The 24,213-nt window shown below is 61.1% G+C and carries 23 protein-coding genes; 14 read left to right on the top strand and 9 right to left on the bottom strand.

Going from position 1 to position 24,213, the window contains the following annotated elements; all coding sequences use genetic code 11:
- Positions 1–118 precede the first annotated feature (118 nt).
- Positions 119–709, top strand: coding sequence for an NUDIX domain-containing protein (locus tag EJA70_RS27450; protein ID WP_008086856.1), 591 nt, complete (start codon positions 119–121; stop codon positions 707–709).
- Positions 710–771: 62 nt separating this feature from the next.
- Here the strand turns inward: EJA70_RS27450 and EJA70_RS27445 are convergent, their stop codons facing one another.
- Positions 772–1,284 (bottom strand): methylated-DNA--[protein]-cysteine S-methyltransferase, encoded by a 513-nt coding sequence (locus EJA70_RS27445; RefSeq protein ID WP_158835190.1) that lies wholly within the window; start codon positions 1,282–1,284, stop codon positions 772–774.
- Between the two features lie 151 nt (positions 1,285–1,435).
- On the opposite strand from EJA70_RS27445, the gene ggt reads away from it, so the two are divergent.
- The 3 genes from ggt to EJA70_RS27430 all read left to right on the top strand — a co-directional run bounded on the left by ggt (position 1,436) and on the right by EJA70_RS27430 (position 4,934).
- On the top strand, positions 1,436–3,163 hold the full coding sequence (ggt, locus tag EJA70_RS27440) for a gamma-glutamyltransferase (RefSeq protein ID WP_008086853.1): 1,728 nt from the start codon (positions 1,436–1,438) through the stop codon (positions 3,161–3,163).
- Positions 3,164–3,229: 66 nt separating this feature from the next.
- Complete coding sequence (locus tag EJA70_RS27435) at positions 3,230–3,763, top strand: cysteine hydrolase family protein (RefSeq protein WP_158835187.1); 534 nt, start codon at positions 3,230–3,232, stop codon at positions 3,761–3,763.
- Between the two features lie 160 nt (positions 3,764–3,923).
- Positions 3,924–4,934 carry a lysozyme inhibitor LprI family protein gene (locus EJA70_RS27430; protein ID WP_158835184.1) on the top strand — a complete coding sequence of 337 codons (1,011 nt, stop codon included), beginning with the start codon at positions 3,924–3,926 and terminating at the stop codon, positions 4,932–4,934.
- Positions 4,935–5,019: 85 nt separating this feature from the next.
- Here the strand turns inward: EJA70_RS27430 and EJA70_RS27425 are convergent, their stop codons facing one another.
- Entirely contained in the window at positions 5,020–5,664 is a 645-nt protein-coding gene (locus EJA70_RS27425; RefSeq protein ID WP_158835181.1) for a TetR/AcrR family transcriptional regulator, read from the bottom strand.
- Between the two features lie 140 nt (positions 5,665–5,804).
- Between EJA70_RS27425 and EJA70_RS27420 the strand changes: the two genes are divergently transcribed.
- Entirely contained in the window at positions 5,805–6,263 is a 459-nt protein-coding gene (locus tag EJA70_RS27420) for an N-acetyltransferase (protein WP_158835178.1), read from the top strand.
- On the opposite strand, the gene EJA70_RS27415 is transcribed toward EJA70_RS27420, so the two are convergent.
- Positions 6,254–6,562 (bottom strand): hypothetical protein, encoded by a 309-nt coding sequence (locus EJA70_RS27415; protein WP_158835175.1) that lies wholly within the window; start codon positions 6,560–6,562, stop codon positions 6,254–6,256. The genes EJA70_RS27420 and EJA70_RS27415 overlap by 10 nt on opposite strands.
- Positions 6,563–6,721: 159 nt before the next feature.
- Here EJA70_RS27415 and EJA70_RS27410 point away from each other — a divergent pair, with 159 nt between their 5' ends.
- A complete protein-coding gene (locus tag EJA70_RS27410) occupies positions 6,722–8,167 on the top strand; it encodes a SulP family inorganic anion transporter (RefSeq protein WP_158835172.1) in 1,446 nt (481 codons plus the stop codon).
- Between the two features lie 12 nt (positions 8,168–8,179).
- On the opposite strand, the gene EJA70_RS27405 is transcribed toward EJA70_RS27410, so the two are convergent.
- Both EJA70_RS27405 and EJA70_RS27400 read right to left on the bottom strand, forming a co-directional pair.
- Positions 8,180–10,363 (bottom strand): GAF domain-containing protein, encoded by a 2,184-nt coding sequence (locus EJA70_RS27405; RefSeq protein WP_158835169.1) that lies wholly within the window; start codon positions 10,361–10,363, stop codon positions 8,180–8,182.
- Between the two features lie 976 nt (positions 10,364–11,339).
- Positions 11,340–11,858 carry a carboxymuconolactone decarboxylase family protein gene (locus EJA70_RS27400; protein WP_158835166.1) on the bottom strand — a complete coding sequence of 173 codons (519 nt, stop codon included), beginning with the start codon at positions 11,856–11,858 and terminating at the stop codon, positions 11,340–11,342.
- A 132-nt stretch (positions 11,859–11,990) separates the two neighbouring features.
- Here EJA70_RS27400 and EJA70_RS27395 point away from each other — a divergent pair, with 132 nt between their 5' ends.
- Complete coding sequence (locus tag EJA70_RS27395; RefSeq protein ID WP_158835163.1) at positions 11,991–12,806, top strand: AraC family transcriptional regulator; 816 nt, start codon at positions 11,991–11,993, stop codon at positions 12,804–12,806.
- A gap of 3 nt (positions 12,807–12,809) precedes the next feature.
- On the opposite strand, the gene EJA70_RS27390 is transcribed toward EJA70_RS27395, so the two are convergent.
- Positions 12,810–13,703: a DMT family transporter gene (locus EJA70_RS27390; RefSeq protein ID WP_158835160.1), complete on the bottom strand. Its 894-nt coding sequence runs from the start codon at positions 13,701–13,703 to the stop codon at positions 12,810–12,812.
- 91 nt (positions 13,704–13,794) lie between these two features.
- On the opposite strand from EJA70_RS27390, the gene EJA70_RS27385 reads away from it, so the two are divergent.
- Both EJA70_RS27385 and EJA70_RS27380 read left to right on the top strand, forming a co-directional pair.
- Positions 13,795–15,126, top strand: a complete 1,332-nt coding sequence (locus EJA70_RS27385; RefSeq protein WP_158835157.1) for a PLP-dependent aminotransferase family protein — start codon at positions 13,795–13,797, stop codon at positions 15,124–15,126.
- Between the two features lie 87 nt (positions 15,127–15,213).
- Positions 15,214–15,597, top strand: coding sequence for a cytochrome c family protein (locus tag EJA70_RS27380; protein ID WP_008086835.1), 384 nt, complete (start codon positions 15,214–15,216; stop codon positions 15,595–15,597).
- A 109-nt stretch (positions 15,598–15,706) separates the two neighbouring features.
- Here the strand turns inward: EJA70_RS27380 and EJA70_RS27375 are convergent, their stop codons facing one another.
- The gene (locus EJA70_RS27375; RefSeq protein WP_158835154.1) at positions 15,707–16,603 is read right to left on the bottom strand and encodes a LysR substrate-binding domain-containing protein; all 897 of its coding nucleotides are present in this window, start codon (positions 16,601–16,603) and stop codon (positions 15,707–15,709) included.
- A 159-nt stretch (positions 16,604–16,762) separates the two neighbouring features.
- Here EJA70_RS27375 and EJA70_RS27370 point away from each other — a divergent pair, with 159 nt between their 5' ends.
- Both EJA70_RS27370 and EJA70_RS27365 read left to right on the top strand, forming a co-directional pair.
- Complete coding sequence (locus EJA70_RS27370) at positions 16,763–18,064, top strand: FAD-binding oxidoreductase (protein WP_158835151.1); 1,302 nt, start codon at positions 16,763–16,765, stop codon at positions 18,062–18,064.
- A gap of 51 nt (positions 18,065–18,115) precedes the next feature.
- Positions 18,116–19,204, top strand: coding sequence for a polyamine ABC transporter substrate-binding protein (locus EJA70_RS27365; RefSeq protein ID WP_158835148.1), 1,089 nt, complete (start codon positions 18,116–18,118; stop codon positions 19,202–19,204).
- A 99-nt stretch (positions 19,205–19,303) separates the two neighbouring features.
- On the opposite strand, the gene EJA70_RS27360 is transcribed toward EJA70_RS27365, so the two are convergent.
- The gene (locus EJA70_RS27360; protein WP_008078106.1) at positions 19,304–20,980 is read right to left on the bottom strand and encodes a diguanylate cyclase; all 1,677 of its coding nucleotides are present in this window, start codon (positions 20,978–20,980) and stop codon (positions 19,304–19,306) included.
- A gap of 172 nt (positions 20,981–21,152) precedes the next feature.
- On the opposite strand from EJA70_RS27360, the gene EJA70_RS27355 reads away from it, so the two are divergent.
- A complete protein-coding gene (locus EJA70_RS27355; RefSeq protein WP_008078105.1) occupies positions 21,153–21,488 on the top strand; it encodes a hypothetical protein in 336 nt (111 codons plus the stop codon).
- Between the two features lie 145 nt (positions 21,489–21,633).
- Here the strand turns inward: EJA70_RS27355 and EJA70_RS27350 are convergent, their stop codons facing one another.
- The gene (locus EJA70_RS27350) at positions 21,634–22,200 is read right to left on the bottom strand and encodes a chorismate mutase (protein ID WP_158835145.1); all 567 of its coding nucleotides are present in this window, start codon (positions 22,198–22,200) and stop codon (positions 21,634–21,636) included.
- A 194-nt stretch (positions 22,201–22,394) separates the two neighbouring features.
- Here EJA70_RS27350 and EJA70_RS27345 point away from each other — a divergent pair, with 194 nt between their 5' ends.
- Together EJA70_RS27345 and EJA70_RS27340 are read left to right on the top strand one after the other, a co-directional pair.
- Positions 22,395–22,721, top strand: a complete 327-nt coding sequence (locus tag EJA70_RS27345) for a low molecular weight protein tyrosine phosphatase family protein (protein ID WP_158835142.1) — start codon at positions 22,395–22,397, stop codon at positions 22,719–22,721.
- 73 nt (positions 22,722–22,794) lie between these two features.
- The gene (locus EJA70_RS27340; RefSeq protein ID WP_158835139.1) at positions 22,795–24,153 is read left to right on the top strand and encodes an MATE family efflux transporter; all 1,359 of its coding nucleotides are present in this window, start codon (positions 22,795–22,797) and stop codon (positions 24,151–24,153) included.
- The last annotated feature ends 60 nt before the right edge of the window (positions 24,154–24,213 follow it).

Here is a 24,213-nt window from a genome sequence, read left to right as displayed (position 1 = left end):
GCTGGCGAACACCGCGCGTTAGCTGCAAGTGAAAAAGCCCGGTAGCGCTGCCGGGCTTTTTTTGTGCGCGCGATTATTCGACTATGGCGGCCTATTGATGAAAAAAGGATCAGGCGTCATGTCCAAAACCGCTGAGCGGGTCAACATTGTCGACACTCAGGTGCTGTCCCACGACTGGTATCTGCTGAAGAAAATCACCTTTGACTATCAACGCAACAACGGCGATTGGCAGCGCCAGACCCGGGAAGTCTACGACCGCGGCAATGGTGCGGCGATTCTGCTGTTCAATCGCGAGAAGCGCAGCGTGGTGCTGACCCGGCAATTCCGCCTACCGGTGTTCGTCAACGGCCATGATGGTTTGTTGATCGAAGTGGCGGCGGGCTTGCTTGAAGGTGAGGCGCCGGAACAACGGATTCGTGGTGAGGCGGAAGAAGAAACCGGCTATCGCGTCAGCGACGTGAAAAAGGTGTTCGAGGCTTACATGAGCCCAGGCTCGGTGACCGAGAAACTGCACTTTTTCATTGCCGAGTACGACGCAGCGTCGAAAGTCAGTGAGGGTGGCGGCCTGGAAGAAGAAACTGAAGAGCTGGAGGTGCTGGAATGGTCTTTCGATGAGGCGCTGGCAGCGTTCCAGCGTGGCGAAATCTGCGACGCCAAGACCATCATGCTGTTGCAGTACGCGGCGATGAATAACCTGTTTTCCCGATAAAAAAGATCGCAGCCTGCACTAATTCCCCTGTAGGAGCTGCCGCAGGCTGCGATCTTTTGATCTTAAAACCCTTCAAAACGCCCAGTCCCTGGCCATTGCCAACCCTCCAGCGTCAGCAACCGTTCTTTCGCCTCCAGCCCCCCGGCAAACCCGGTCAGCTTCCCCGACGCACCAATCACCCGATGGCACGGCGCCACAATGGAGATCGGATTGCGTCCGTTCGCGGCGCCCACTGCCCGCACGGCCGTGGGATTGCCAATCTGCTCGGCGATCTGGCCATAGGTGCGCGTTTCACCAAACGGGATGGTCAGTAACGCCGCCCAGACCTGTTGCTGAAACGCTGTGCCGGCAAAGTCCAGTTCAAGTTCGAAGCGATCCCGCGTGCCGGCAAAATATTCTTCAAGTTGCCGAGCGGTTTTGATCAGGATCGGGTTGTCCGGTGCTTCGCTCATCGGGCCGAGGCGCACCCGGTTCGGTTTGTCGTTTTCCCAGAGGATGGCCGCCAGTCGTGATCCGTTCGCGACCAGCTTCAGTTCGCCGACCGGCGAGGGCAGGGTAATGAACGTGTAAGACATGGCAAGGGGCTCCGGATCAGTACGGCAACAGCGCTCAGCATACTGCCTGTTCGGGGAGGCGCAAACCGCAAAGCCGACCATACTGCTTGTTGCCCTTGAAGCGTTCCCCTCTGTTTTGCACAGACCCTAAAACAAAAAAAGAGATCGACTCATGAAGTACGAACCTTTGGCCAAATCGCTGATAGCGACCTCACTGGCACTCAGCTGTCTGATGGCTCACGCCGCCTCCGTCGCACCGGTCGCCGCCGAAAACGGCATGGTGGTCACCGCACAACATCTGGCCACTCATGTCGGTGTCGACGTATTGAAAAACGGCGGTAACGCGGTGGATGCAGCGGTCGCCGTCGGTTATGCGCTGGCGGTGGTTTATCCCGCAGCCGGCAACCTTGGTGGCGGCGGTTTCATGACCATCCAGCTGGCGGATGGGCGCAAGACCTTCCTCGATTTCCGCGAAAAAGCCCCGTTGGCGGCGACGGCCAACATGTACCTCGACAAAGAAGGCAACGTCGTTCCCGACCTCAGCACCCGTGGCCATCTGGCCGTTGGCGTGCCGGGTACAGTGTCCGGTATGGAACTGGCGCTGAGCAAGTACGGCACCAAACCGCGCAAGGACATGATTGCCCCGGCGATCAAGCTGGCTGAAGACGGCTTCGAACTGGAGCAGGGCGACGTCGAGTTGCTGGAGTACGCCACCGACGTATTCAAGAAGGACATGCGCGATTCCGGCTCGATCTTCCTGCACAACGGCGAGCCGATGCAGGTCGGGCAAAAACTGGTGCAGAAGGACCTCGGCAAGACCCTGCGGACCATTTCCGAAAAAGGTGCCGACGGCTTCTATAAAGGCTGGGTCGCCGACGCTATCGTCACCTCCAGCCAGGCCAACAAAGGCATCATCACCCAGGCCGACCTCGACAAATACAAGACCCGTGAACTGGCCCCGGTGGAGTGTGATTACCGTGGTTACCACGTGGTCTCGGCGCCACCGCCAAGCTCCGGCGGTGTGGTGATCTGCCAGATCATGAATATCCTCGAGGGATATCCGATGAAGGACCTGGGCTTCCATTCGGCCCAGGGCATGCACTACCAGATCGAAGCGATGCGCCACGCGTATGTCGATCGCAACAGCTACCTCGGCGATCCGGACTTCGTGAAAAACCCGATCGAGCACCTGCTCGACAAGAACTACGCGACCAAGCTGCGCGACGCGATTCAGCCGCAAAAGGCTGGCGTCTCGGCGGAACTGAAACCCGGCACCGCACCCCATGAAGGCAGCAATACCACGCACTATTCGATCGTCGACAAGTGGGGCAACGCGGTTTCGGTCACCTACACCCTCAATGACTGGTTCGGCGCGGGCGTGATGGCGAGCAAGACCGGGGTGATTCTCAACGACGAAATGGACGACTTCACCTCCAAGGTCGGCGTGCCGAACATGTACGGCCTGGTGCAGGGCGAAGCCAACGCCATCGCGCCGGGCAAGGCACCGCTGTCGTCGATGAGCCCGACCATCGTTACCAAGGACGGCAAAGTGGTGATGGTGGTGGGTACACCGGGCGGTAGCCGGATCATCACTGCGACTTTGCTGACCATGCTCAACGTCATCGACTACGGCATGGGCCTGCAGGAAGCGGTCGATGCGCCGCGTTTCCACCAGCAGTGGATGCCGGAGGAAACCAACCTCGAAGACTTCGCCGCCAGCCCCGACACGAAGAAAATCCTCGAGAGCTGGGGGCACAAGTTCGCCGGACCGCAGGATGCCAACCACATCGCTGCGATTCTGGTCGGGGCGCCGTCGCTGGGCGGTAAACCGGTCGGCAAAAACCGCTTCTACGGCGCCAACGATCCACGGCGCAATACCGGGTTGTCACTGGGTTACTGAGGGCGTAAAAAAAGGCGCGGGCTCAGGCCCGCACCTGTCTCAAGGATTGATCAAGGAAGGCTCATCATGACCACCGCATTACTGATCATCGACGTTCAACGCGCACTCTGTGCGGGCGAATACCAGTGCCATGACATCCATCGTGTGATCGATACCATCAACCCGCTCAGCCGCCGCGCGCGCGAGGCGGGCGTGCCTGTCGTGTTGATCCAGCACGAAGAAGCCGACAGTCCGTTGGCCCATGGCGCAGAAGGCTGGCAACTGGCTGAAGCGTTGCAAACTGCCAGCCAAGACCTGCGCGTGCGCAAGACCACGCCGGATGCGTTTTACCAGACGGATTTACGCAAGCTGCTGCCAAGCGAGGATTTCGAGCGACTGGTGATTTGCGGCCTGCAAACCGATTACTGCGTCAACGCCACCGTGCGCCAGGCGCATCAGCTCGGTTACGACGTGGTGCTGGTCGCCGACGCGCATTCCACCGTCGACAACGGCAACATGCGCGCTGAAGACATCATCGCCGAACACAACAAAGACCTCGCCCACCTGACCGGTTCCGTCGCCCGCATCGACGTCAAACCCGCCGCTACCATCACCTTCTGACCACAATCCCCGTAGGAGCAAAGCTTGCTCGCGAAAGCGCCCGCCCAGCCACCCAAAAGGCCGGCAGTGCCACCGCCTTCGCGAGCAAGCTTTGCTCCTGCGAGGATTTTCGGTGGCCGCGCTGGCATACTGCGCGCCGTCCGAAGAATGGAATCTATCGATGTTCGCCTTGACCCTTCGTCATGCCCTGGCGCTGACAGCCCTCGCGTTTGCCTCCAGTGTCCACGCCGCCAGTTTCGATTGCGCCAGCGCGACCAGCAAAGCGGAAAAAGCCATTTGTGCCGATGCCGATCTTTCGCGGCTCGATGAGCAGCTCGCAGAACGTTGGCGCACGACGCTCGCCAACGTCCCCGACCCCAAGGCGCTCAAGACCGATCAGCGGCAATGGCTGAAAAATCGCAACGGCTGTGGTGACCTGACGGCCTGCTTGCGCCGCCAGTATCTGATGCGTCTGGCCGAACTCGAACATGCCACGCAACCCTTCAGTTGGGACGCGACCTGGCAACTCATTCCACCCAGCACGACAACGTCGGCGACCGCGACCACCCAGCGGCGTGACGCCACGCACGTTTTCATCAGCATAGAGGCGGGTGAGGGTGGTAACTCCGGCGATATTGAAGGCGTCGCCACGCTCAAGGATGGCGTAGCGATTTACGCGGAAGACGAATGCACCCTGGTGTTCACGCCGATCAACGGCGTGCTGGACATTTCGCACACGGACGCCGGCGGCTATTGCAGCGCCGGGATGGGCGTGTATTACACCGGCCGCTTTATCGCCTCGGAGCAGCCGTTGACCCTGGATTACGACATGCTCAGCCTGGGCCTGGCGCGCACGCCCGCCGAAAACCAGGCCTTGCACGCGCTGCTTGAAGACGATTACCAACGGGCGGTGGGCACGTCGGGGTCATTGATGACCGCGCAACCTTCATCAGACGTGCCGGACAGTCAGGTCACCGAAATGTGGATGCGCGGTCTGGGCGGGACCGGCGTCATCATGCGTGCCAGCGGCGCGCGCTTCTGGGTGCTGCTGGTGACATACGAGGGTGGCAATTCACGCCTGCGCTATTACACCAACGTGCCGAAATGGAAAACCCGGTTGCCTGTAGCTTTGCAGGCCTGGCATGAACGCATGAAAAACAACCTCGATCTGCCTATCGAATTCATGCCCTGACGTAACCCTCTGTGGCTGCACAACCCCTGTGGTGAGGGGATTCATCCCCGACGGCTGCACAGCAGCCCTCAACCCCCCACACAACTCAAGTCGCAAACAACACCCCGCGAATCTCCCCAACCCGTGGCGCGACCACCACACCCTCCAGCACCATCCGCGTAATCGTTTCCGCCGCCGTCTGATAATCCTCATCCTGCGGTTCGGCGCGCCCGGTGATGCAGCCCATCTGCCAGCCAATATTGGTGTACGTGCGCGTCGCCGACCAGATGAACAGCATCAAATGCTCCGGGTCCACCGGCGCCAACAGACCACGCTCGATCCAGCTGCGCAGGCACTCGACATTGCGCCGCGCTTCAGCGTGCAGCAGGTCGCGACACTCGTCGGGCAACTGCCGGCCACCCAGCAGCAACTCGCTACTGAACACCTTGGCAATCGCCGGATGCTCACGGGCAATCCGGATTCGCGCCGCGACGTAGGCGCGCAGCCCGATCAGCGGATCGTCACTTTCGCGCAGCACCGCCGAGGCTTCCAGCAACGGTTCGACGAACCCCAGCAGCACTTTGCTGTAGAGGTTTTCCTTGGTCTGGAAGTAGTAATACAGATTCGCCTTGGGCACCCCGGCGCGGGCGGCGATGTCGCGGGTCTGGGTGGCGTTGAAGCCATTGGCGGCGAATTCTTCGCTGGCAGCGGCAAGGATCAACTGCTCGTTGCGGACTCTTATGGCGCTCATGGAAATACGGAATAAATGGACGGCATGGCAAGGTTCTGGCGATTTCGGTTTCGCAATATACAAAACTATATAGCGGTGAAGCCAGCAGACTCGACGCACAGCGCTATGCTGGATCGATGATTGGAGATCGAGGAAGGGCCATGACAATTCAGGTAGTGCGCGCCAACACGCCACAGCTGGACGCGGTTGCGCAGTTGTTCGACGCTTATCGGGGCTTTTACCAGCAGCCCTCCAACCTCGGGCAATCGCGTGCATTCATCGCCGAGCGCATGGCGGGCAACGAGTCGGCGATTTTTCTGGCTGAGGACGAAGAGGCAGAGGCGCTGGGTTTCGTGCAGCTTTATCCGACGTTTTCATCCATCGACGCTCACCGCACCTGGCTGCTCAGCGACTTGTTCACGGCGCCGACTGCCCGTGGTCGCGGCGTCGGCCGATTGCTGATGAACACGGCGCGCGACTTTGCCTTGCAGACCGGCGCCAAAGGCCTGGTGCTGGAAACCGCCATCGACAACTTCACTGCACAGCGTTTGTACGAGTCACTCGGATATGTGCGCGACACGGGTTACTACACTTATCTTCTGGACTTGCGTCAGGGCTGACAGGCATCCGCCAACAACCGTTCGATCTGCGCCAGTTCCCAAGTACTGAGCAAACTCACCGGATCGGTGCCGTAACGCTGCCAGGTATCGAGCGTGCCCTCCTGTCCGTCGCCGCTGCGGGCCTGTTCACAGTGATGCAGTCGCCCACCCTCAAAATCCAGCAGCAGGCGCCAACCCTCGATTTCGACCGCGACCAACCCGCTCGCGGCAGGTGGCTCGCGGACCTTGAACGGCAATACGCCCAGTGCCGCGTCGCGCAGGCGCTGGCACACTTCGCGCGCGCTTAGAAAAGATGACATGGTCGAACTCAACGCATACACAGGTGCGCCAGCATAAAGCCCGAGTCGACAAGTGTCAGCGATCACTGGCCCGATCCCGGACAATTCCGTAACATCCGCAACCCTCTTTTCCCCCGAACACCGGCGGCCGAGCTCCACGGCCGCTCAGTCAGGTATGCCATGAAACCGATTCGTCTGCGCGCCGATGTCCTGGCCGGACTCACCACCTCGTTTGCCCTGTTGCCCGAATGCATTGCGTTCGCGTTGGTGGCGCACCTCAATCCGCTAATGGGCCTGTATGGCGCGTTCATCATTTGTACGCTGACCGCGCTGTTCGGCGGCCGGCCGGGCATGGTCTCCGGTGCGGCCGGTTCGATGGCTGTGGTGATTGTTGCGCTGGTGGTGCAGCAGGGCGTGCAGTATCTGCTGGCGACGGTGTTGCTCGGCGGTCTGATCATGATGGCGTTCGGACTGTTGCGCCTGGGCAAACTGGTGCGCATGGTGCCGCACTCGGTGATGCTCGGCTTCGTCAACGGCCTGGCGATCATTATTGCGCTGGCGCAGTTGGAGCATTTCAAAAGCGCTGAAGAGTGGCTCAGCGGCACACCGTTGTACCTGATGGCAGGCCTGGTGGCGCTGACCATGGCCATCGTCTACATCCTGCCGCGCCTGACCAAAGCTGTGCCTCCAGCGCTGGTGGCGATTCTTGGCGTTGGCCTGCTGGTCTACCTGTTCGGTTTGCCGACCCGCACCCTCGGCGACATGGCGCACATTGCCGGCGGCCTGCCGACGTTCGCACTGCCCGATATCCCGTGGAACCTGGAGACCCTGCGGATCATCGCCCCGTACGCGATCCTGATGGCGCTGGTCGGTCTGCTGGAAACGCTGCTGACGCTGAACCTCACCGATGAAATCACCGAAACCCGTGGCTACCCGGACCGCGAATGTGTGGCGCTTGGCGCAGCCAACATGGTCTCCGGCGCTTTCGGCGGCATGGGCGGTTGCGCGATGATCGGCCAGACCGTGATCAACCTCAGCTCCGGTGGGCGCGGGCGCTTGTCCGGCGTGGTCGCGGGCGTGCTGGTTCTGTTGTTCATCCTGTTCCTGTCGCCGCTGATCGAGCGGATTCCACTGGCGGCGCTGGTCGGCGTGATGTTTGTGGTGTCGCAGCAGACCTTCGCCTGGGCGTCGTTGCGGGTGATCAACAAAGTGCCGCTCAACGATGTGCTGGTGATCATCGCCGTGACCACCATCACCGTGTTCACCGATCTGGCCACCGCTGTGCTGTGCGGCATCATCATTGCGGCGCTGAACTTCGCCTGGCAGCAGGCGCGCGAGCTGTACGCCGATGAGCATGTCGAAGCCGACGGCAGCAAACTCTATCGCCTGCACGGCACTCTGTTCTTCGCCTCGACCACGCCGTTTCTCAATCAGTTCGACCCGGCCAATGACCCGGCCCATGTGACTCTCGATTGCCGGCACCTGAGCTTTGTCGATTACTCGGCGATCGCCGCACTGAAAACCCTGCGTGAGCGCTACGCCAAGGCTGGCAAGCACTTGCAGGTGTTTCATCTCTCGGAACGCTGCAAGAAACTGCTCAAGCGTGCCGGCGTCGCCCACGACTGAAGCCTGCGTCGATCAGCCCCAGGTCCTGGCGAGAATGCGCGAGACCTGCTCGGCCGAATACGGTTTGGCGAGAAATTCGAAACCGTCGTAACCGCTGCGCGCCAGCTCCTCGCTGTAACCCGACGTGAGGATCACCGGCAGATCCGCGCGTCGGCGGCGCAGCTCCCGGGCCAGCGCAATGCCGCTGATGCCCGGCATGACCACATCGGAAAACACCGCGTCGAACGCCATCGCGTCCGTTCCGGCCAGTTGCAGGGCTTGCTCGGCGTTGGTCGCCCAGGCGGTTTCGTAACCCAGATCCTGAAGGATCTGATTGGCAAAGCGGCCGACGTCCAGATTGTCCTCGACCACCAGCACCCGGCGTTTGGCATACACCGGTGGCGCTTCGCCCGGGTCTGCCAGTTCGGTCGATGCCCGCGCCGCCGTGCTTTCCACTTGCGGCAGGTACAAGGCGAAGACCGTGCCTTGGCCCGGCACGCTGGACACATCGACGTTGCCGCCCGACTGCTTGGCAAATCCGAACACCTGCGAGAGCCCCAGGCCGGTGCCTTTGCCGACAGCTTTGGTGGTGAAGAACGGCTCGAAAATATGCTCGAGGGTTTTCGCGTCGATCCCCGAGCCGTTGTCGGTCAGCGTGATTGCCACAAACGCACTCTGCGACCCCGCATGGCCGCGAATCGGCGGCAATGGCAGATCACCTCGCAGACGCAGTTTGAGTAAACCCTGGCCCTCCATCGCATCACGGGCATTCAACGCGATGTTGATCAGCGCCGTTTCGAACTGGCTCAGGTCGACGTGGATGTAGCAGGGTTGATCGGGCAGTTCGACGCTGACATGGATCTGCGCCCCGGTGACGGACTCGAGCATCTCGCCGATGTTCGCCAGACGCTCACCGGCATCGATAATTTGTGGGTTCAACGGCTGGCGCCGGGCGAAGGCGAGCAATTGACTGGTGAGTTTGGCGGCACGCTCGACCGTGTCCGACATCGCGCGCATGTAGCGTTGGCGACGTTCTTCCGACAGGTTGGGCAGGCGTAAAAAGTCCACCGATGAGCGAATGATGGTCAGCAGGTTGTTGAAGTCGTGGGCGACGCCGCCAGTGAGCTGGCCGATGGCTTCGAGCTTTTGCGACTGGCGCAATGCCGACTCGGCGTGAGCGAGGCGCACGCTGCGCTCCTCGACACGTTGTTCCAGCGTGGCATTCAATTCCGCCAATGCCGTCAGGCCGGCGCGCACATCGGCGTCGGCGCGCACGCGTTCGATGTGCGCCCAGCAGCGCTCGGTCACTTCGCTCAACAACGCCTGTTCAAAGGGCGACCAGGCCCGCGCGACCTTGTCGTGAATGGCCATCAAAGCGGTCAGCCGACCTTGTTTGATCAACGGCACACAAATGGTCGCGGTAATGCCGATGTCCTGAAAAGTCGCCGATTCTTGCGGTGGCAATTCGGCGCGGTTGTCGTGGATGATCAGCGGTTTGCCGGCCCGCAGCAGAGTCAGTGCCTTCTCGCCGAAGTCGCGCAACTGGTAATGGCCGACGATGCTCGGTGAGCCCGGCGCGGCCCAGTCGCCGCGAATGGTGAAGCCGTCTTCATCGGCATCCATGTCGGCGTACGCGCAGTTGGACAGGTGCAATTGCTCGACCATCAACCGCGTGCTCGCGGCGAGAATCGCTGGTGCTTCAGTAGCATTGGCGACGGCGTTGCCGAGGGCGTCGAGCACCGCCAGGCGCTGGTTGAGAAACACCGTCTGGGTGGTTTCGGTGACGGTGTCGAGCAGGCCGACGATCGTGCCCTGCGGGTCGCGAATCGGGCTGTAGCAGAAGGTGAAATAGGCCTGTTCCGGACCATTGCCGCGCTCGACGACCAGCGGAAAATTTTCGATGTAAGTCGCCTGGCCGGCGTATGCCGCCGTGGCGATGGGACTGATTTCGCGCCAGGCTTCTTGCCAGATATGACTGAACGGCCGCCCCAACGCGAGCGGCTTGTCGCCGAGGATCGGCATGAAAGCGTCGTTGAACAGGGTGGTCAGCTCAGGCCCCCAGACGATGGCCTGAGGGAAGTGCGAGCCGAGACTGAGCGAGACGGTGGTCTTGAGCACATCGGGCCATTGCTCCAACGGGCCGAGCGGGGTATTCGCCCAGTCGTGCCGTCGAATCAGCTCGGCCATCTCGCCGTTGTTTTGCAACCAGTCTGTCATGGGATTTGTGGCTTTCCTGACGTCAGTCTCTGATGAAAGACCCTGGTGCGCGCTGTCGGGTTCAGCGCACCTGCCTGTTGGCGAAACAGGGCCTTGTACATCATTGCACGATGCGTCGGACAAAACATTTTGTGGTGAGGGGATTTGCCGGTGACGGGGTGTTCAGGGGGGGACTTGTTCTGGCTTTGAAAGCAGGGGACTGCTGCGCAGTCCATCGGGGATGAATCCCCTCGCCACAGGGGGGCTTCAGGGGGGCAGGCACGATGCGTCGGACAAAACATTTTGTGGTGAGGGGATTTGCCGGTGACGGGGTGTTCAGGGGGGGACTTGTTCTGGCTTTGAAGGCAGGGGACTGCTGCGCAGTCCATCGGGGATGAATCCCCTCGCCACAGGGGTTTCTTCAGGCAGGCACGATGCGTCAGGCAGCGCATTTCTGGAGAGGGGATTTGCCGGTGACGGGGTGTTCAGGGGGGGGCTTGTTCTGGCTTTGAAGGCAGGGGACTGCTGCGCAGTCCATCGGGGATAAATCCCCTCGCCACAGGGGTTTCTTTAGGCAGGCACGATGCGTCAGGCAGCGCATTTGTGGTGAGGGGATTTGCCGGTGACGGGGTGTTCAGGGGGGGCTTGTTCTGGCTTTGAAAGCAGGGGACTGGTGCAGTCCATCGGGGATAAATCCCCTCGCCACAGGGGTTTCTTTAGACAGGCACGATGCGTCAGGCAGCGCATTTGTGGTGAGGGGATTTGCCGGTGACGGGGTGTTCAGGGGGGGGCTTGTTCTGGCTTTGAAAGCAGGGGACTGTTGCGCAGTCCATCGGGGATAAATCCCCTTGCCACAGGGGGTTCTTCAGGCAGGTACGATGCGTCAGACAGCACATTTGTGGCGAGGGGATTTATCCCCGTTGGGTTGCGCAGCGACCCTGGCTTTTCATCTCAAAAAACCAAGTCCGCTACACAGCCCAGCAGGAGCAAATGCTGATCAGGCGTCGATTGCCGGGAAATCGATATCGGTGAGTGCCACGTTGTTCAGGTAGTTGGTCAGGGTCTGCACCGCTACCACGGCAATCACTTCGATGATCTTGCGGTCATTGATGCCGGCGGCGCGGGCGGCGGCGATTTGTTCATCGTTCAAGTGCCCGCGGCTTTCCGTCAGTTGATAGGCGAGGGTGGCGTAGGCATTCAGTTCGCCCTGTCGTGCCGCAAGAATGTCCTGCGGCGACAGCCCGGCCTTGGCGCCGAACAGGGTGTGTGCGGCCAGGCAATAGTCGCAGCCGTTGACTTGCGAAGTGGCGAGGTACACCGCTTCTTTTTCCTGGGCGCTCAGCGAGCTTTTGCCGAGGATGGCCGAGGCTTGTACGTAAGTGTCGAGGGCGACCGGCGCGTTGGCCAGCGTCGCAAACAGGTTCGGCAAAAAGCCGATCTTTTTCTTCACGCCGTCGAGCACAGTGCGGGTGGCGTCGTTGGCGGTGTCGAGGCTGATGGTGTTGATGCGGCTCATGCTGATGCTCCAGGTGTCCGGTGCGATGTGCGCCGGGAATGGAAGCCATGTTAGGGAGCATAGCTGGTGCATTGGCTGCAAATCGTCGAGGATATGCAACAGATCGTCCAGAGTTGTCCTGCGGAGTCGTCCATGGATCGCCTTTCAACCTTGCTCAGCCATTTCGGTGTGAATGCCGGCACCTTTCACAGCGGCACGTTCTGTGGCGTCAGTGTTCATGACGGTGAGCCGACCGGGCATGTGCATTTATTGCAGGCCGGGGCGTTGTTGCTCAAACCGGGCAATGAACGCGAAGTTCGTCTTGATGAGCCGTCATTGATTTTCTTCCCCCGACCTTTTGCCCATCGAATGTCTGCCGACGAAGCCATGGCCACGCAAGTGGTCTGCGCAACGCTGACGTTCGACGGCGGTGCGGGTAATGCGCTGGCGGCGGCGCTGCCGGATTACCTGGTGCTCAAACTCACTGATATTCCCCAGCTCGGCAGCACCGTGGAGTGGCTGTTCCAGGAGGCGTTCGACAGTCACTGCGGGCGTTTCGCCGTGATGGATCGGCTGTTCGAGTTGCTGGTGATTCTGCTCCTGCGTCACCTGATCAGCAGCCGCGAACAACAACCGGGAATGATCGCCGGGCTCGCTGATCCGCGTTTGTCCCGTGCCTTGACGCTGATGCATGAACAACCGCAAAAACCGTGGAGCGTCGCCGAGCTGGCAATGGCCGCCAATCTTTCCCGCGCCAGTTTTGCCGAGCAGTTTCGCCGTGTGGTCGGGCAGACGCCGGCCGATTATCTGCTGAGCTGGCGGGTCAGCCTCGCGCAAAAGCGCTTGCGCGAGGGCCGGTCAATTGCGCTGATTGCCGCCGAGGTCGGCTATGAAAGCCCGTCGGCGCTGGCCCGTGCTTTTCGCCGCAAGACCGGGCTCAGTCCGCGCGAGTGGAAGGCTGGCGCCTGAACGTTATCTGGCGAATTTCTTCGCCCCTGCCACACACAGAATCACCCCCAGGGTCACCGCCAGCATGCCGACGCTGACGTGTTCGTGCAGCAGCGTCGCCGCCAGCGCCAAACCGAAAAACGGTTGCAGCAATTGCAACTGGCCGACGGCGGCGATGCCACCTTGCGCCAGGCCGCGATACCAGAACACAAAGCCGATCAGCATGCTGAACAGCGAGACATACGCCAGGCACAGCCACGCCGACAGGCTGATCTGGCTGAACGAGGCGGGCGCCAGCCACAGACTCAGCAACGCCATCAGCGGCAACGACAGCACCAGCGCCCAGCAGATCACCTGCCAGCCACCGAGGGTTCGCGACAGTTTGGCGCCTTCGGCGTAACCGAGGCCGCAGGCGACGATGGCAGCGAGCATCAGCAGATCGCCGGTGGGTGAAGCGGTCAACCCTTGTGACAGCGCAAAACCCACGACCAGCGCACTGCCCAGAATCGAGAAAATCCAGAACACCGGGCGCGGCCGCTCACCGCCGCGCAACACTCCGAAAATCGCCGTGGCCAGTGGCAGCAATCCGACAAACACAATCGAATGCGCCGAGGTCACGTGTTGCAGTGCCAATGCGGTCAGCAACGGAAAACCGAGCACCACGCCCATCGCCACAATGAACAGTGACAGCCACTGATTGCGCGCCGGCCGTCGTTCACGAAACAGCCACAGCAAGGCCAGTGCCAACACCCCGGCAATGGCGGCGCGTACAACGGTGAGAAACACCGGGTCGAACTCCAGCACTGCCAGCCGTGTGGCGGGCAGTGAACCGCTGAAAATCACTACGCCGATAAAGCCGTTGATCCAGCCGCTGGTTTTTTCCAAGGCCGGGTTGCTCAGGTTCGAGGTTCGTTCCATGTCGGGTCGCGCTCAAAAGTGGGGTTGCCTTAGGTGAATCCTATGATCGAGAATCAGCACAATCAAAAAATTGTAATGGATACATCCCGGCATGCCGCGCTCTCGCTACAAGACCATCGTTGATACGTATGCGGCGGACATCCGTTCCGGGCGCCTGGCCCCCGGCACGCGGCTGCTGACGCATCGGCAACTGGCGTTGCAAGAAGGCCTCGCATTGGTCACGGCGTCCCGCGTCTACGCGGAGCTTGAGGCGATGGGGCTGGTCAGCGGCGAAACCGGGCGCGGCACATTTGTGCGCGAAACGTCGTTGTCACCAGGGCAGGGCATTGACCAGAAAGACGTGGCCGTCGGCATGATCGACCTCAATTTCAACTATCCGTCGCTGCCCGGTCAGGCTGATCTGCTGCGCACGGCCTTGCGCCAATTAGCCTTGTCCGGGGATCTCGAAGCCTTGTTGCGTTATCAGCCCCACGCCGGGCGCAGCCACGAGCGCGCTTCGGTGGCGCGGCATCTGTCGGCACGCGGTGTAAACGTCGAGCCCGAGCAAGTGCTGATCGTCAACGGTGCCCAGCAAGGCCTGGCCGTGACGCTGATGGCGCTGCTCAAACCGGGCGATGTGATTGCGGCGGACGCGCTGACCTATTCCGGCTTCAAAGTGTTGGCCGAAGCGCTGCATCTGGAAGTGGTGGCGATCCCGGTCAGTGAGCACGGGCCAGATCTCGCCGCCCTCGACAAGCTCTGCCGCAGCCGTTCGGTGCGCGCCGTGTACAGCATGCCGACGCTGCACAATCCGCTGGGCTGGGTGATGCCGCTGGAGCAGCGCGAGCAGTTGGTGGCGATTGCCCGTCGGCATGACCTGACGATCATCGAAGACGCGGCCTACGCGTTTCTGGTGCAAAACCCACCTCGTCCGCTGGTGGAGATGGCGCCGGAGCGCACGGTGTACGTTTGCGGCCTGTCGAAAAACATCGCCACCGGTTTGCGTGTCGGGTTCATCGCGGCGCCGGCGCACACGGTGCCGGCGCTGGAGCGCATCATCCGCGCCACGACCTGGAACACTCCCGGGATCATGACCGCGATTGCGTGTGGCTGGCTCGATGACGGCACGGTCGCCGTGCTTGAGCAACAAAAGCGCAGTGATGCACAGGCGCGGCAAGCCTTGGCGGCCGAGGTGTTGAAAGGGCTGCCGTACATAGGCCATCCGGCTTCGTATTTCCTCTGGTTGCCGCTGCCGGAGGACGTACGCGCCGATCAGATTGTCGTGGAGTTGATGCACGAACAGATTTCCGTCACCACCGCCGAACCGTTCTCGGTGTCGACGCATGTGCCGCACGCGATTCGTCTGGCATTGGGTTCGGTGAGCCTGGAGGTTTTGCGCGAGGCGTTGATCACGGTCAGAAAGGTCATCGGCGCCTACCTGTAAAACCCGATCGTTGGGGGAGGGCGCAAGCCTCCTCGCCACAAAGTGCTACCCTTGCGCCGCCCGAATTATGCCGATCCGGAAATCCAGATGAAAAACCGCGCTTCATTGATCCTCGCCCTGATCCTCGGTGCAGGTCTGTTCACCACCACTGCCCAGGCCGCAGGCGACCCCGAGGCCGGGGCAAAAATCTTCCCGCGTCTGTGCGGTGGCTGCCATCAGGTGGGCGAGTCGGCGCGTCCGGGCTTCGGTCCGCAACTCAACGGCATTGTCGGCCGACCTGCCGGGACATCGGCCAACTACGTCTATTCCGATGCGATGAAAAACTCGGGCGTGACCTGGGATGATGAAACGCTAAGGGCGTACCTGAAAGACCCGAAAGGTGTGGTGCCAGGCACCCGGATGATCTTCTGGGGCCTGAGCGACGAAGAGAAACTCGACAACCTGCTGGCCTACCTGCAAACCTTCAAGTAATCCCTGTAGGCGCTGCCGCAGGCTGCGATCTGTTGATCTCGCTTTTAAAAAACAAGATCAACAGATCGCAGCCTTCGGCAGCTCCTACAGGGGTGTGTTCTTGGTGGGGTTATGGCGTGGTTGGGGCAGGCGGGTGTGTCTGGTCGGCAAACCATGCCATGACCACAGCGCAGGCAGGGTGCGATGCCGCCGCCGGTTGCAGGCTCAGTGAATACACCCCGCCCGTGCGTAGCGGCTCGCCAAACGGCACCACCAATACCCCGCGCTCGATCGACTCCGCCGCCAGCGTCATGTCCGTCACCGCCACGCCCAATCCTCGCGCCGCCGCATCCAGTGCCAGCTCATCGAGGTTGAACGGGATGTGCCGGTAATCCTCCAGCGGTTTGCCCTCATTGGCCGCCAGCCATTCGATCCATGCCTGGCGATCGGCCGAGCGGTGCAGCAACGCAAAGCGCTGCAACTCGTCGATCGAGCGCGGTGCGTGCGCGAGGTTGGGTGAACACACCGGCACCAGCGTTTCCTCGAACAGCGTCAGGCAATCGGCAGCGCTGCTCGGCTGCGGCAGATAAACAACGTAGGCATCGCTGTCGCTCGCCGGCTCAACCACTTCAGTGGCAACGGTTTCAATCGCCAGCGACACCTCGGGGTGGCGCAGGTAAAAGTCGCTGAGCCTGGGCAGCAGCCAGCGCACCGCCAGCGACACGTGCAGGCGGATGCGGAAGGGGCGCTTTTGTGGGGCGAGACGTTCTTCGAGGGTTTGCAACTGTTCGAGGATGCTGCGGGCGCTGGCCAACACCTGCTCGCCCTCCGGCGTCAGGCGCAAGCTGCGGCTGGTGCGGATGAACAGCGCGACCTTGAAGTGGCTTTCCAGTTGCTGGATCTGTCGGCTTATCGCGCTTTGGGTCAGACACAGCTTTTGCGCAGCCGAGGTGAAGCTGCCACAGCGGGCAACTTCGACCAGCGCTTGCAGGGCTTGCAAGGAAGGGGCGTGACGAATTTTATCCATGCGTTTTCAGAATGGCTCGATGATTTTATAGCGTTGGTCGGTCAGGCCAAGACCTAATAGATTCTAGCTCTGGCGACGATCTTCTCAAGTGGTGCATGCGATTCACGCATGCTCGACGGGCAGAAGCAAGGCGCAGAACGACAGTCGATGAGGTGAAGCATGGAAAACGTATGTGGCTGGATCGCGCAGGCCGGGAGTTCGCCGGAACGCGGTCGCCTGAGTGGTGCGCAAAAGGCCGACTGGCTGGTGATCGGTGGCGGGATTACCGGGCTTAGCGCCGCGCATACGCTCGCCGAGCTGCATCCGCAGGCCCGCATTGTCGTGGTCGATCGCCAGCGCGCGGCGCAAGGCGCCTCGGCACGCAACTCGGGATTTGTCGTGGCCCATGAGCATCCGGCGCACAGCGAATTGATCGGCACGCCGGGCTTTGCCGGCTTTGAAGTCGACACGATGATTTCGCGCACGGCCAGCGAAGAAGTGCGCCAGCGCATTGCCCGGCATGCCATCGACTGCGACTTTCGCGACAGCGGTTACTACTTCGCCGTGAGCGACCGGGCCAAACTCGATCAGGTCGACGCCAAACTGGCGACACTGCGCGCGCTCGGTGCGCGAGCGGAGTTTGTGCAAGGCGCGGCACTGGCGCAGCAGTTGGGCACCCGGCACTACCAGGCCGCGATCAACTGCGGCAACGGCAACGCCTTGCTGCAACCGGCGAAGTACGTCAAAGGCTTGCTCAACGCTTTGCCGGGCAATATCACCGTTTACGAAAACACCGACATCAGCGGTCTCGAGCGCCTGAGTCAGAGCCGGCTGCGCGCCCACGGCGTGGCGGGCAGCATCGAGGCCCGGCAGGTGCTGGTCTGCCTTAATGCATTCATTCCTCGGGTCGGAATCGCCGACAGCTCGACTTTCCCCATGGAACTCAGCGCCAGCCTCACCCGACCGCTTACCGATCAAGAGTTTCAGGCCATCGGCGCCGTCGAGCCGTGGGGCGTGCTGTCGACCCGGCCACTGGGGGCGACGGTGCGGCTGACACCGGATCGGCGCGTGATGATCCGCAACACCGCCGAATACCGTACGCGCGACCTTTGCCACAGCGAACTGGCGATCCGTCGCGCGCATCACGTTCGGGGTTTGCAACGGCGCTTTCCGTTCCTCGGCGAGCAGGACATTCAGTACACCTGGACCGGCCACCTGAGTGCGACGCGCAGTGGCCAGGCGTTTTTTGACCGGGTCGAGGAGGGCGTTTTCGCCGTTGCTGGCTGCAACGGTTCCGGCGTTGCGCGCGGAACCTTGTGGGGGCGGCTGCTCGCCGAACTGGCCTCGGGCGTTGACTCGCCGCTGTTGCAATCGGTGATGCAGCGGGCCGAACCCGGCTGGCTGCCACCGCGCCCCTTTTTTGATATCGGTGCCATGCTTCGCATGCGCGTGGAGGCGGTCAGGGCCAGAACAGAAATCTGAAATTTCGCATTCCGCACAAGAACAAAAGCCACTCAACTCAGGTGACAGAACATGCGCATCCATCCACTTTCCCTGGCGCTCGTGCTCGCGGCCGGCTCGGCGTCGGTTTACGCCGACGAAACCGTGAACATCTCCAACTGGAACAGCTACATCGCCCCGGACACCCTGGCCAATTTCACTCAGGCGACCGGCATCAAGACCACCTACGACATCCACGACAGCAATGAAGTGCTGGAGTCGAAGTTGATGACCGGCAACACCGGTTATGACGTGGTCAGCCCGTCGAACCACTTTCTGTCGCGGCTGATCAAGGCTGGCGCGATTCAGAAGCTCGACAAGTCACAGCTGCCGAACTGGAAGAATCTCGATCCGGTATTGCTGCACAAACTTGAGGTCAATGACCCGGGCAATCAGTACGGCTACCCGTACATGTGGGGCACTGCGGGCATTGGTTATAACGTCGAGAAGATCAAGGCGATTTTCGGCAACACCGACGTCACCCGCTCGTGGAAAATGTTCTTCGACGAAGACACTATCAAGAAGCTCAGCCAGTGCGGCGTCGCCATCATCGACAACCCGACGCAGGTGCTGCCGATCACCCTCAACTACCTGGGCCTGCCGCCGCACAGCCATGAGCCGGCGGATTATAAAAAGGCCGAGCAGGCGCTGTTGAAGATCCGCCCGTATATCCAGTATTTCCACGCCTCGAAATACATCAGTGATCTGGCCAACGGTAACGTCTGCGCGGTGATCGGTTTCAACGGCGACATCGTCCAGGCCGCTGCGAGCGCCAAGGAAGCGAAGAATGGCATCGACATCGCTTACTCGATCCCGGACGAGGGCACGACACTGTGGTTCGACATGATGGTCATGCCGAAAAGCGCGCCGCACGAGAAGAACGCCTACGCCTACATGAATTACCTGCTTGAGCCGAAGGTGATCGCCAACATCAGCAACAGCATTCACTACGCCAACCCGAACGCTGCGGCGGATGAGTTCCTCAACCCGGACGTGCAGCAGGATGCGGCGATTTATCCGCCGAAAAGCGTGATGGAAAAACTGTTCACCGTGGAAGAACTGCCGGCGGCGATTGCCCGACTGTCGACACGCTTGTGGACCAAGCTGAAAACCAACACCTGACCTTTGCTACACGTCCCCCTGTAGGAGCTGCCGCAGGCTGCGATCTTTTGCTCTGGTTTTTTACCATCAAGATCAAAAGATCGCAGCCTGCGGCAGCTCCTACAGGGGGGTGGTGGTTTTGGGGGTGTCGTGGCAGGCGACTTGGTTGCGCCCGGCCGCTTTTGCCTGATACAGCTGTTGATCGGCGCGTTTGATCAGGGCGGTGGGGCTGTTGTCTGCCGGATCGGCCAGGCCTACGCCGATGCTCACCGTGACCTGGCCGACGCTGGCAAACTCTGCGTCAGCGACGGCTGCGCGGATCTTCTCGGCGACCACTTCAGGGGTGTCGGGCTGGGCGATTTCCGGGAGCAGCACGGCGAACTCTTCACCGCCGTAACGCGCGACAAAATCGGTGGTGCGCAGGCTGGTCTGAATCAACTGCGCCAGTTGTTTGAGCACCTCATCGCCGACCGCATGGCCGTGTGTGTCATTGATGCGCTTGAAGTAATCGGCATCGATCAGCAGCAGCGCGAACGGGCGCCCGGTGCGTCGCGACAGCAGGCTGTATTCGGTGATCTTTTCGTCGAAGCGGCGACGGTTGTAAACGCCGGTCAGCGCATCGTGAGTGGCCAGGCTGAGCAGCTCGGCATTGGCTTGCATCAGGTCGGCGGTGCGTTGCGCCACGGTCGCTTCCAGCGAGGCATTGGCTTCCTGCAGTTCGCGTTCTTTGCCGAGCAGCGATTGCGTCATCGCATCGATTGATTGCCCCAACTGTGCGATTTCGCGCACCGGATGCTGGAGCGGGAAGTGCGCGCCGGGCTGGTTGTCCTGCACCTGTTTGGCCGAGCGTGCGAGCTGTTCGATGGGACGGCTCAAGTACAGCGCCAGGTAATACGCCACCAACCCGAACAGCACTGCGGCGAACACCCCTAGCATGAGCAATTTGTACAGCAGCAGACGCGCCGGTTGCAGGGCGGTTTCCAGTGGCTGGCGAACCGCAATCGACCAGGTCAGCGCGGTGCTGGATGGCGTCGGCACGGTCACCATGCTCGTCAGGTAACCGTCACCCACCGACCAGCCTGGCGACTTTGCATCATTCGTCGCCAGTTGCTGGCCCATCAGCGCTTCGGGATACAACACCTTGCCGTCGTGATCGATGATCAGTGCTTCGATATCCGGCGCCGAATTTTTGTGCGAAAACGCCGCCGACTCGACGATGCGCGTGACCCAGCTCCAGTGCGCGTGCGCGCCCAGCACACCAATCACCTGACCGTCGGCGTTGTGGATCGGCGCAGCAAAATCGATGAACCGCAGCGGCTCGCCATTCGGCGTGCTTGGCAGCAACTTCGCCAGCAGCACGGCTTCATGCGGATCACCGGTATATTCACCGCGCAACCCGGCCTGAAACCACGGGCGCTGCTGCACCGATTGACCGACCAGCAAACCGTTGACCGCTTGGTGGACGGTGCCTTCGGCATCGGTCACGCCCATCCAGGCGTATTCGTTGCGGGCCTGAGTGCGCAGTTGCATTGATTTCAATATCGCCGGATTGTCCAGGTCGCCACGCTCCAGATGCGGCGCGCGGCTGAGCAGATAGACCTCCAACTGCCGTTCGCGCAGTTGTTCCCCCAGCAAAGAGGCAGCCGACCGCGCAGTGTTCAACAACGCATTGCCGCTGGCCTGCTTCATCTGTTCGGTGGCGATATGGCCGACGTAGAAACCCACGCTGAGCAGCGTCAGCAAGGACAAACCGGCAAACCACAGGGTGAGATGGCTTCGCAGACTGGCTTTGAGCATGGGCGATGGCTGTCCTTATTGGCGTGGCGCCATGGTAGGCGACATCGTCAATCGCTGGCCAGTAAAGCGCTTGATGAAACTTGTCGAGGTTGATACCAATGAGCCAGCTGCTTGGGTAAAGTGTGCGCCGCCCGAGAGATGGATCCCGGGCGTTTCCCCATGGAGTTTTGCAGTGAAATACCTCAGCAAAGTAGTCGCCGCCGCACTGTTCGGTGTGGTTCTGGCAGGTTGCACCGGCACCCCGATGAACACCCAACAATACGACAGCAGCCAATACACCGTGCTTGGCCACAGCGAAGCCACCGCCACCGGCCTGCTGCTGTTCGGCGTCATCCCGATCCAGCAGAACAGCCGCTTCGTCCGCGCCCAGACCGCCGCGATCAAAGCCAAGGGCGGCGACGCCATGATCAACACCCAAGTCCAGGAAAACTGGTTCTGGGCATGGGTCCTGACCGGCTACACCACCAAGATCTCCGGTGACGTGGTCAAGCTGAAAACCGCGCAATAAGCGCCGGCAACCAGCAAAAAGCCCGGCTGATCAGGCCGGGCTTTTTATTGGGAAACGCTGGCAATCATGTGCTTCCCAAACCGTGGCCACACCGACCCCCGGTAGGAGCTGCCGCAGGCTGCGATCTTTTGATCTTGCCCCAGCCTCAACGCGCCGCCCGAACACACAACTCCCCCGTAGCCCGCACCAACGCCAGCTCATGCAACCGATCCACCGCCAGCCCACTGCGCGCCGTCGCCAGCCAGACCGGACAATCCGCATCCCGTCGATGCGCTGCGAACGCCGCGTACTGTTGCAACAGTCGGCTCTGCAACTCATCCAACCGTGGCCGAATCTGCTGGCCCAGGTCCGGACGCGGCGTGTCCGGCGCCGCCCCCGTCACCTGCCATTGCGCAAGCAACCCGTACTGCACCAGTTTATTGGCCTCCATTTGCGCGGCGATCAACTGCGCCACCTCTTCCGGGTCCAGCGTGTACTGCGTCGCCAGCGTGCGGGCATTGGCGATGACTTGCGCCTCCCGAGGGCTGTCCTGAATCGGCTTGCCACTGTCCCATTTGGTCAACGCAACGAGGTCGCCGATGTTCAGGCGTTCGTTCAGGGTTTCCAGCAATGGTTTCAGTGATTGCGGTGGCACAGCCGATGGGGCGGCTAGCACAGTGCTCGCCATGAGCGAGAAGAGCGCGCCAGTCAGAAAACGGTGTGAATGGAGCATGGGCAGGGCCTCATAGGGCTGAAAGGTTGTTTGTCGGTTGGTCTCGGTTTGAAGGGCAACTCGTCAGCGGGCCCCATTTTGTTACTATCGGCGGCTATGAATTCCTTGCCAAGAGTCCACATTATTGACGCAACCCAAGCGTCAGCCGCGCACGGTGCACTGGCAGGACTTTAAGGACAACAGGGAGTGAGTCAATGTTAAAGGTTCTGTTTGTGTGTAGCCAAAACCGCCTGCGCAGTCCCACAGCTGAACAACGGTTCGCTGATTGGCCCGGCGTGGCAACCGCTTCGGCGGGTACCGACAGTGACGCGAGTGTTCCCGTGGGACCGGACTTGTTGCAGTGGGCTGATCTGATTTGCGTCATGGAGCCGATTCATCGCAAAAAGCTGTCAGCAAAATTCCGTCCGCAGTTGGCCAGCAAAAATATTGTTTGTCTGCATATCCCCGATGAGTATGAGTTTATGGACCCGGTCCTTATCGAGTTGCTGGAACAGAGCGTTATCCGGTATCTCCCGGCTTGAGGTGAGCCACCTCCCGTAAACTATCTAGCGTAATATCGCTCGAACACTCCACCCCGAGATGGACCTCCAGTCAATGCAAACCCCCAGCACCACCAAACCCCTCTGGCATACCTACCTGCTGTTCCTGGCCCCTATGGTGCTGTCCAACTTCCTGCAATCGATGTCGGGCACGGTGAACAGCATTTACATTGGTCAGATGCTCGGCACTCAGGCGTTGGCGGCGGTGTCGGGGATGTTCCCCATCGTGTTCTTTTTCATTGCCCTGGTGATCGGCCTCGGGGCGGGGGCCGGGGTGTTGATTGGTCAGGCGTGGGGCGCGCGTGAACCGCACGTGGTCAAGGCGATTGCCGGGGCGACGTTGTTGTTGGGGGTGTTGATCGGGCTGGTGGCGGCCGTGCTCGGCAGTGTGTTTGCGCGTCAGGCATTGACCGGCCTGGGGACGCCGGCGGATGTGCTGGAAGATGCCGTGGCGTATGCGCACGTGATGATGTGGATCCTGCCGGCGATGCTGGTGTTTGTGCTGTTCACCCAGTTGTTGCGCGGAGTCAGCGATACGTTGTCGCCGTTGCTCGCACTGGTGGTGTCGACGTGTGTCGGGCTGGCGCTGACGCCAGCGTTGATTCGCGGCTGGTCCGGTTTGCCGCAGATGGGCATTCAGAGCGCAGCGTATGCCGGGCTGGCGGGCACGCTGTCGGCGATGGCGTGGCTGTCATGGCGTTTGATTCGCAAGGGCCATCCGTTGGCGCCGGATCGCGAGTTTTTCGCGGCCCTGAAACTGGACGGGGCGATTCTCGGCAAGGTGCTGCGCATCGGCTTGCCAACCGGGGTGCAGATGATTGTGCTGTCGCTGTCGGAGCTGGTGATTCTGGCGCTGGTCAACCAGCATGGCTCACAAGCGACAGCGGCCTACGGCGCAGTGACGCAGATCGTCAACTACGTGCAGTTTCCGGCGCTGTCGATTGCGATCACCGCGTCGATCCTTGGCGCGCAGGCGATCGGGGCAGGGCGGCTGGAGCGCATGGGGCCGATTCTGCGCACCGGGCTGTGGATCAACGTCTGTCTGACCGGCGGGTTGATCGTGCTCGGTTACCTGTTGTCGCACTGGCTGCTGGGGTTATTCCTGACCGAGGATTCGACCCGGGCGATGGCGGAACATCTGCTGCACATCATGTTGTGGAGCCTGTTGGTGTTCGGCTTCCAGGCAATTATTGGCGGGATCATGCGCGCCAGCGGCACGGTGTTGGTGCCGGTGGTCATCGCGATTATTTGCGTGGTGGGCGTGCAGTTGCCGGCGGCGTATTGGCTGGACAGCCAGTATGGCTTGCAGGGTGTGTGGATGGCGTTTCCCGTTGCGTATCTGGCGATGCTGGTGCTGCAGACGCTGTATTACAAACTCGTCTGGCAACACCAGAAAATCGAACGCCTGGTCTGATCCCTGTAGGAGCTGCCGCAGGCTGCGATCTTTTGATGTTGCTTTTGAAAAACAAGATCA

Source organism: Pseudomonas sp. PB103 (genome assembly GCF_009764635.1).
Lineage (GTDB): Bacteria > Pseudomonadota > Gammaproteobacteria > Pseudomonadales > Pseudomonadaceae > Aquipseudomonas.
The sequence above is the reverse complement of the archived record's forward strand: the minus strand, read 5'-3'. Positions and strand labels throughout refer to the sequence as shown.

Coding starts and splice junctions, on each gene's coding strand:
- EJA70_RS27375 (WP_158835154.1), bottom strand. CDS start 16,603: ATGGATAAAATTCGTCACGCCCCTTCCTTGCAAGCCCTGCAAGCGCTG.
- EJA70_RS27450 (WP_008086856.1), top strand. CDS start 119: ATGTCCAAAACCGCTGAGCGGGTCAACATTGTCGACACTCAGGTGCTG.
- EJA70_RS27400 (WP_158835166.1), bottom strand. CDS start 11,858: ATGAGCCGCATCAACACCATCAGCCTCGACACCGCCAACGACGCCACC.
- EJA70_RS27430 (WP_158835184.1), top strand. CDS start 3,924: ATGTTCGCCTTGACCCTTCGTCATGCCCTGGCGCTGACAGCCCTCGCG.
- EJA70_RS27435 (WP_158835187.1), top strand. CDS start 3,230: ATGACCACCGCATTACTGATCATCGACGTTCAACGCGCACTCTGTGCG.
- ggt (WP_008086853.1), top strand. CDS start 1,436: ATGAAGTACGAACCTTTGGCCAAATCGCTGATAGCGACCTCACTGGCA.
- EJA70_RS27395 (WP_158835163.1), top strand. CDS start 11,991: ATGGATCGCCTTTCAACCTTGCTCAGCCATTTCGGTGTGAATGCCGGC.
- EJA70_RS27385 (WP_158835157.1), top strand. CDS start 13,795: ATGCCGCGCTCTCGCTACAAGACCATCGTTGATACGTATGCGGCGGAC.
- EJA70_RS27420 (WP_158835178.1), top strand. CDS start 5,805: ATGACAATTCAGGTAGTGCGCGCCAACACGCCACAGCTGGACGCGGTT.
- EJA70_RS27380 (WP_008086835.1), top strand. CDS start 15,214: ATGAAAAACCGCGCTTCATTGATCCTCGCCCTGATCCTCGGTGCAGGT.
- EJA70_RS27410 (WP_158835172.1), top strand. CDS start 6,722: ATGAAACCGATTCGTCTGCGCGCCGATGTCCTGGCCGGACTCACCACC.
- EJA70_RS27360 (WP_008078106.1), bottom strand. CDS start 20,980: ATGCTCAAAGCCAGTCTGCGAAGCCATCTCACCCTGTGGTTTGCCGGT.
- EJA70_RS27365 (WP_158835148.1), top strand. CDS start 18,116: ATGCGCATCCATCCACTTTCCCTGGCGCTCGTGCTCGCGGCCGGCTCG.
- EJA70_RS27340 (WP_158835139.1), top strand. CDS start 22,795: ATGCAAACCCCCAGCACCACCAAACCCCTCTGGCATACCTACCTGCTG.
- EJA70_RS27425 (WP_158835181.1), bottom strand. CDS start 5,664: ATGAGCGCCATAAGAGTCCGCAACGAGCAGTTGATCCTTGCCGCTGCC.
- EJA70_RS27390 (WP_158835160.1), bottom strand. CDS start 13,703: ATGGAACGAACCTCGAACCTGAGCAACCCGGCCTTGGAAAAAACCAGC.
- EJA70_RS27370 (WP_158835151.1), top strand. CDS start 16,763: ATGGAAAACGTATGTGGCTGGATCGCGCAGGCCGGGAGTTCGCCGGAA.
- EJA70_RS27405 (WP_158835169.1), bottom strand. CDS start 10,363: ATGACAGACTGGTTGCAAAACAACGGCGAGATGGCCGAGCTGATTCGA.
- EJA70_RS27445 (WP_158835190.1), bottom strand. CDS start 1,284: ATGTCTTACACGTTCATTACCCTGCCCTCGCCGGTCGGCGAACTGAAG.
- EJA70_RS27345 (WP_158835142.1), top strand. CDS start 22,395: ATGTTAAAGGTTCTGTTTGTGTGTAGCCAAAACCGCCTGCGCAGTCCC.
- EJA70_RS27415 (WP_158835175.1), bottom strand. CDS start 6,562: ATGTCATCTTTTCTAAGCGCGCGCGAAGTGTGCCAGCGCCTGCGCGAC.
- EJA70_RS27350 (WP_158835145.1), bottom strand. CDS start 22,200: ATGCTCCATTCACACCGTTTTCTGACTGGCGCGCTCTTCTCGCTCATG.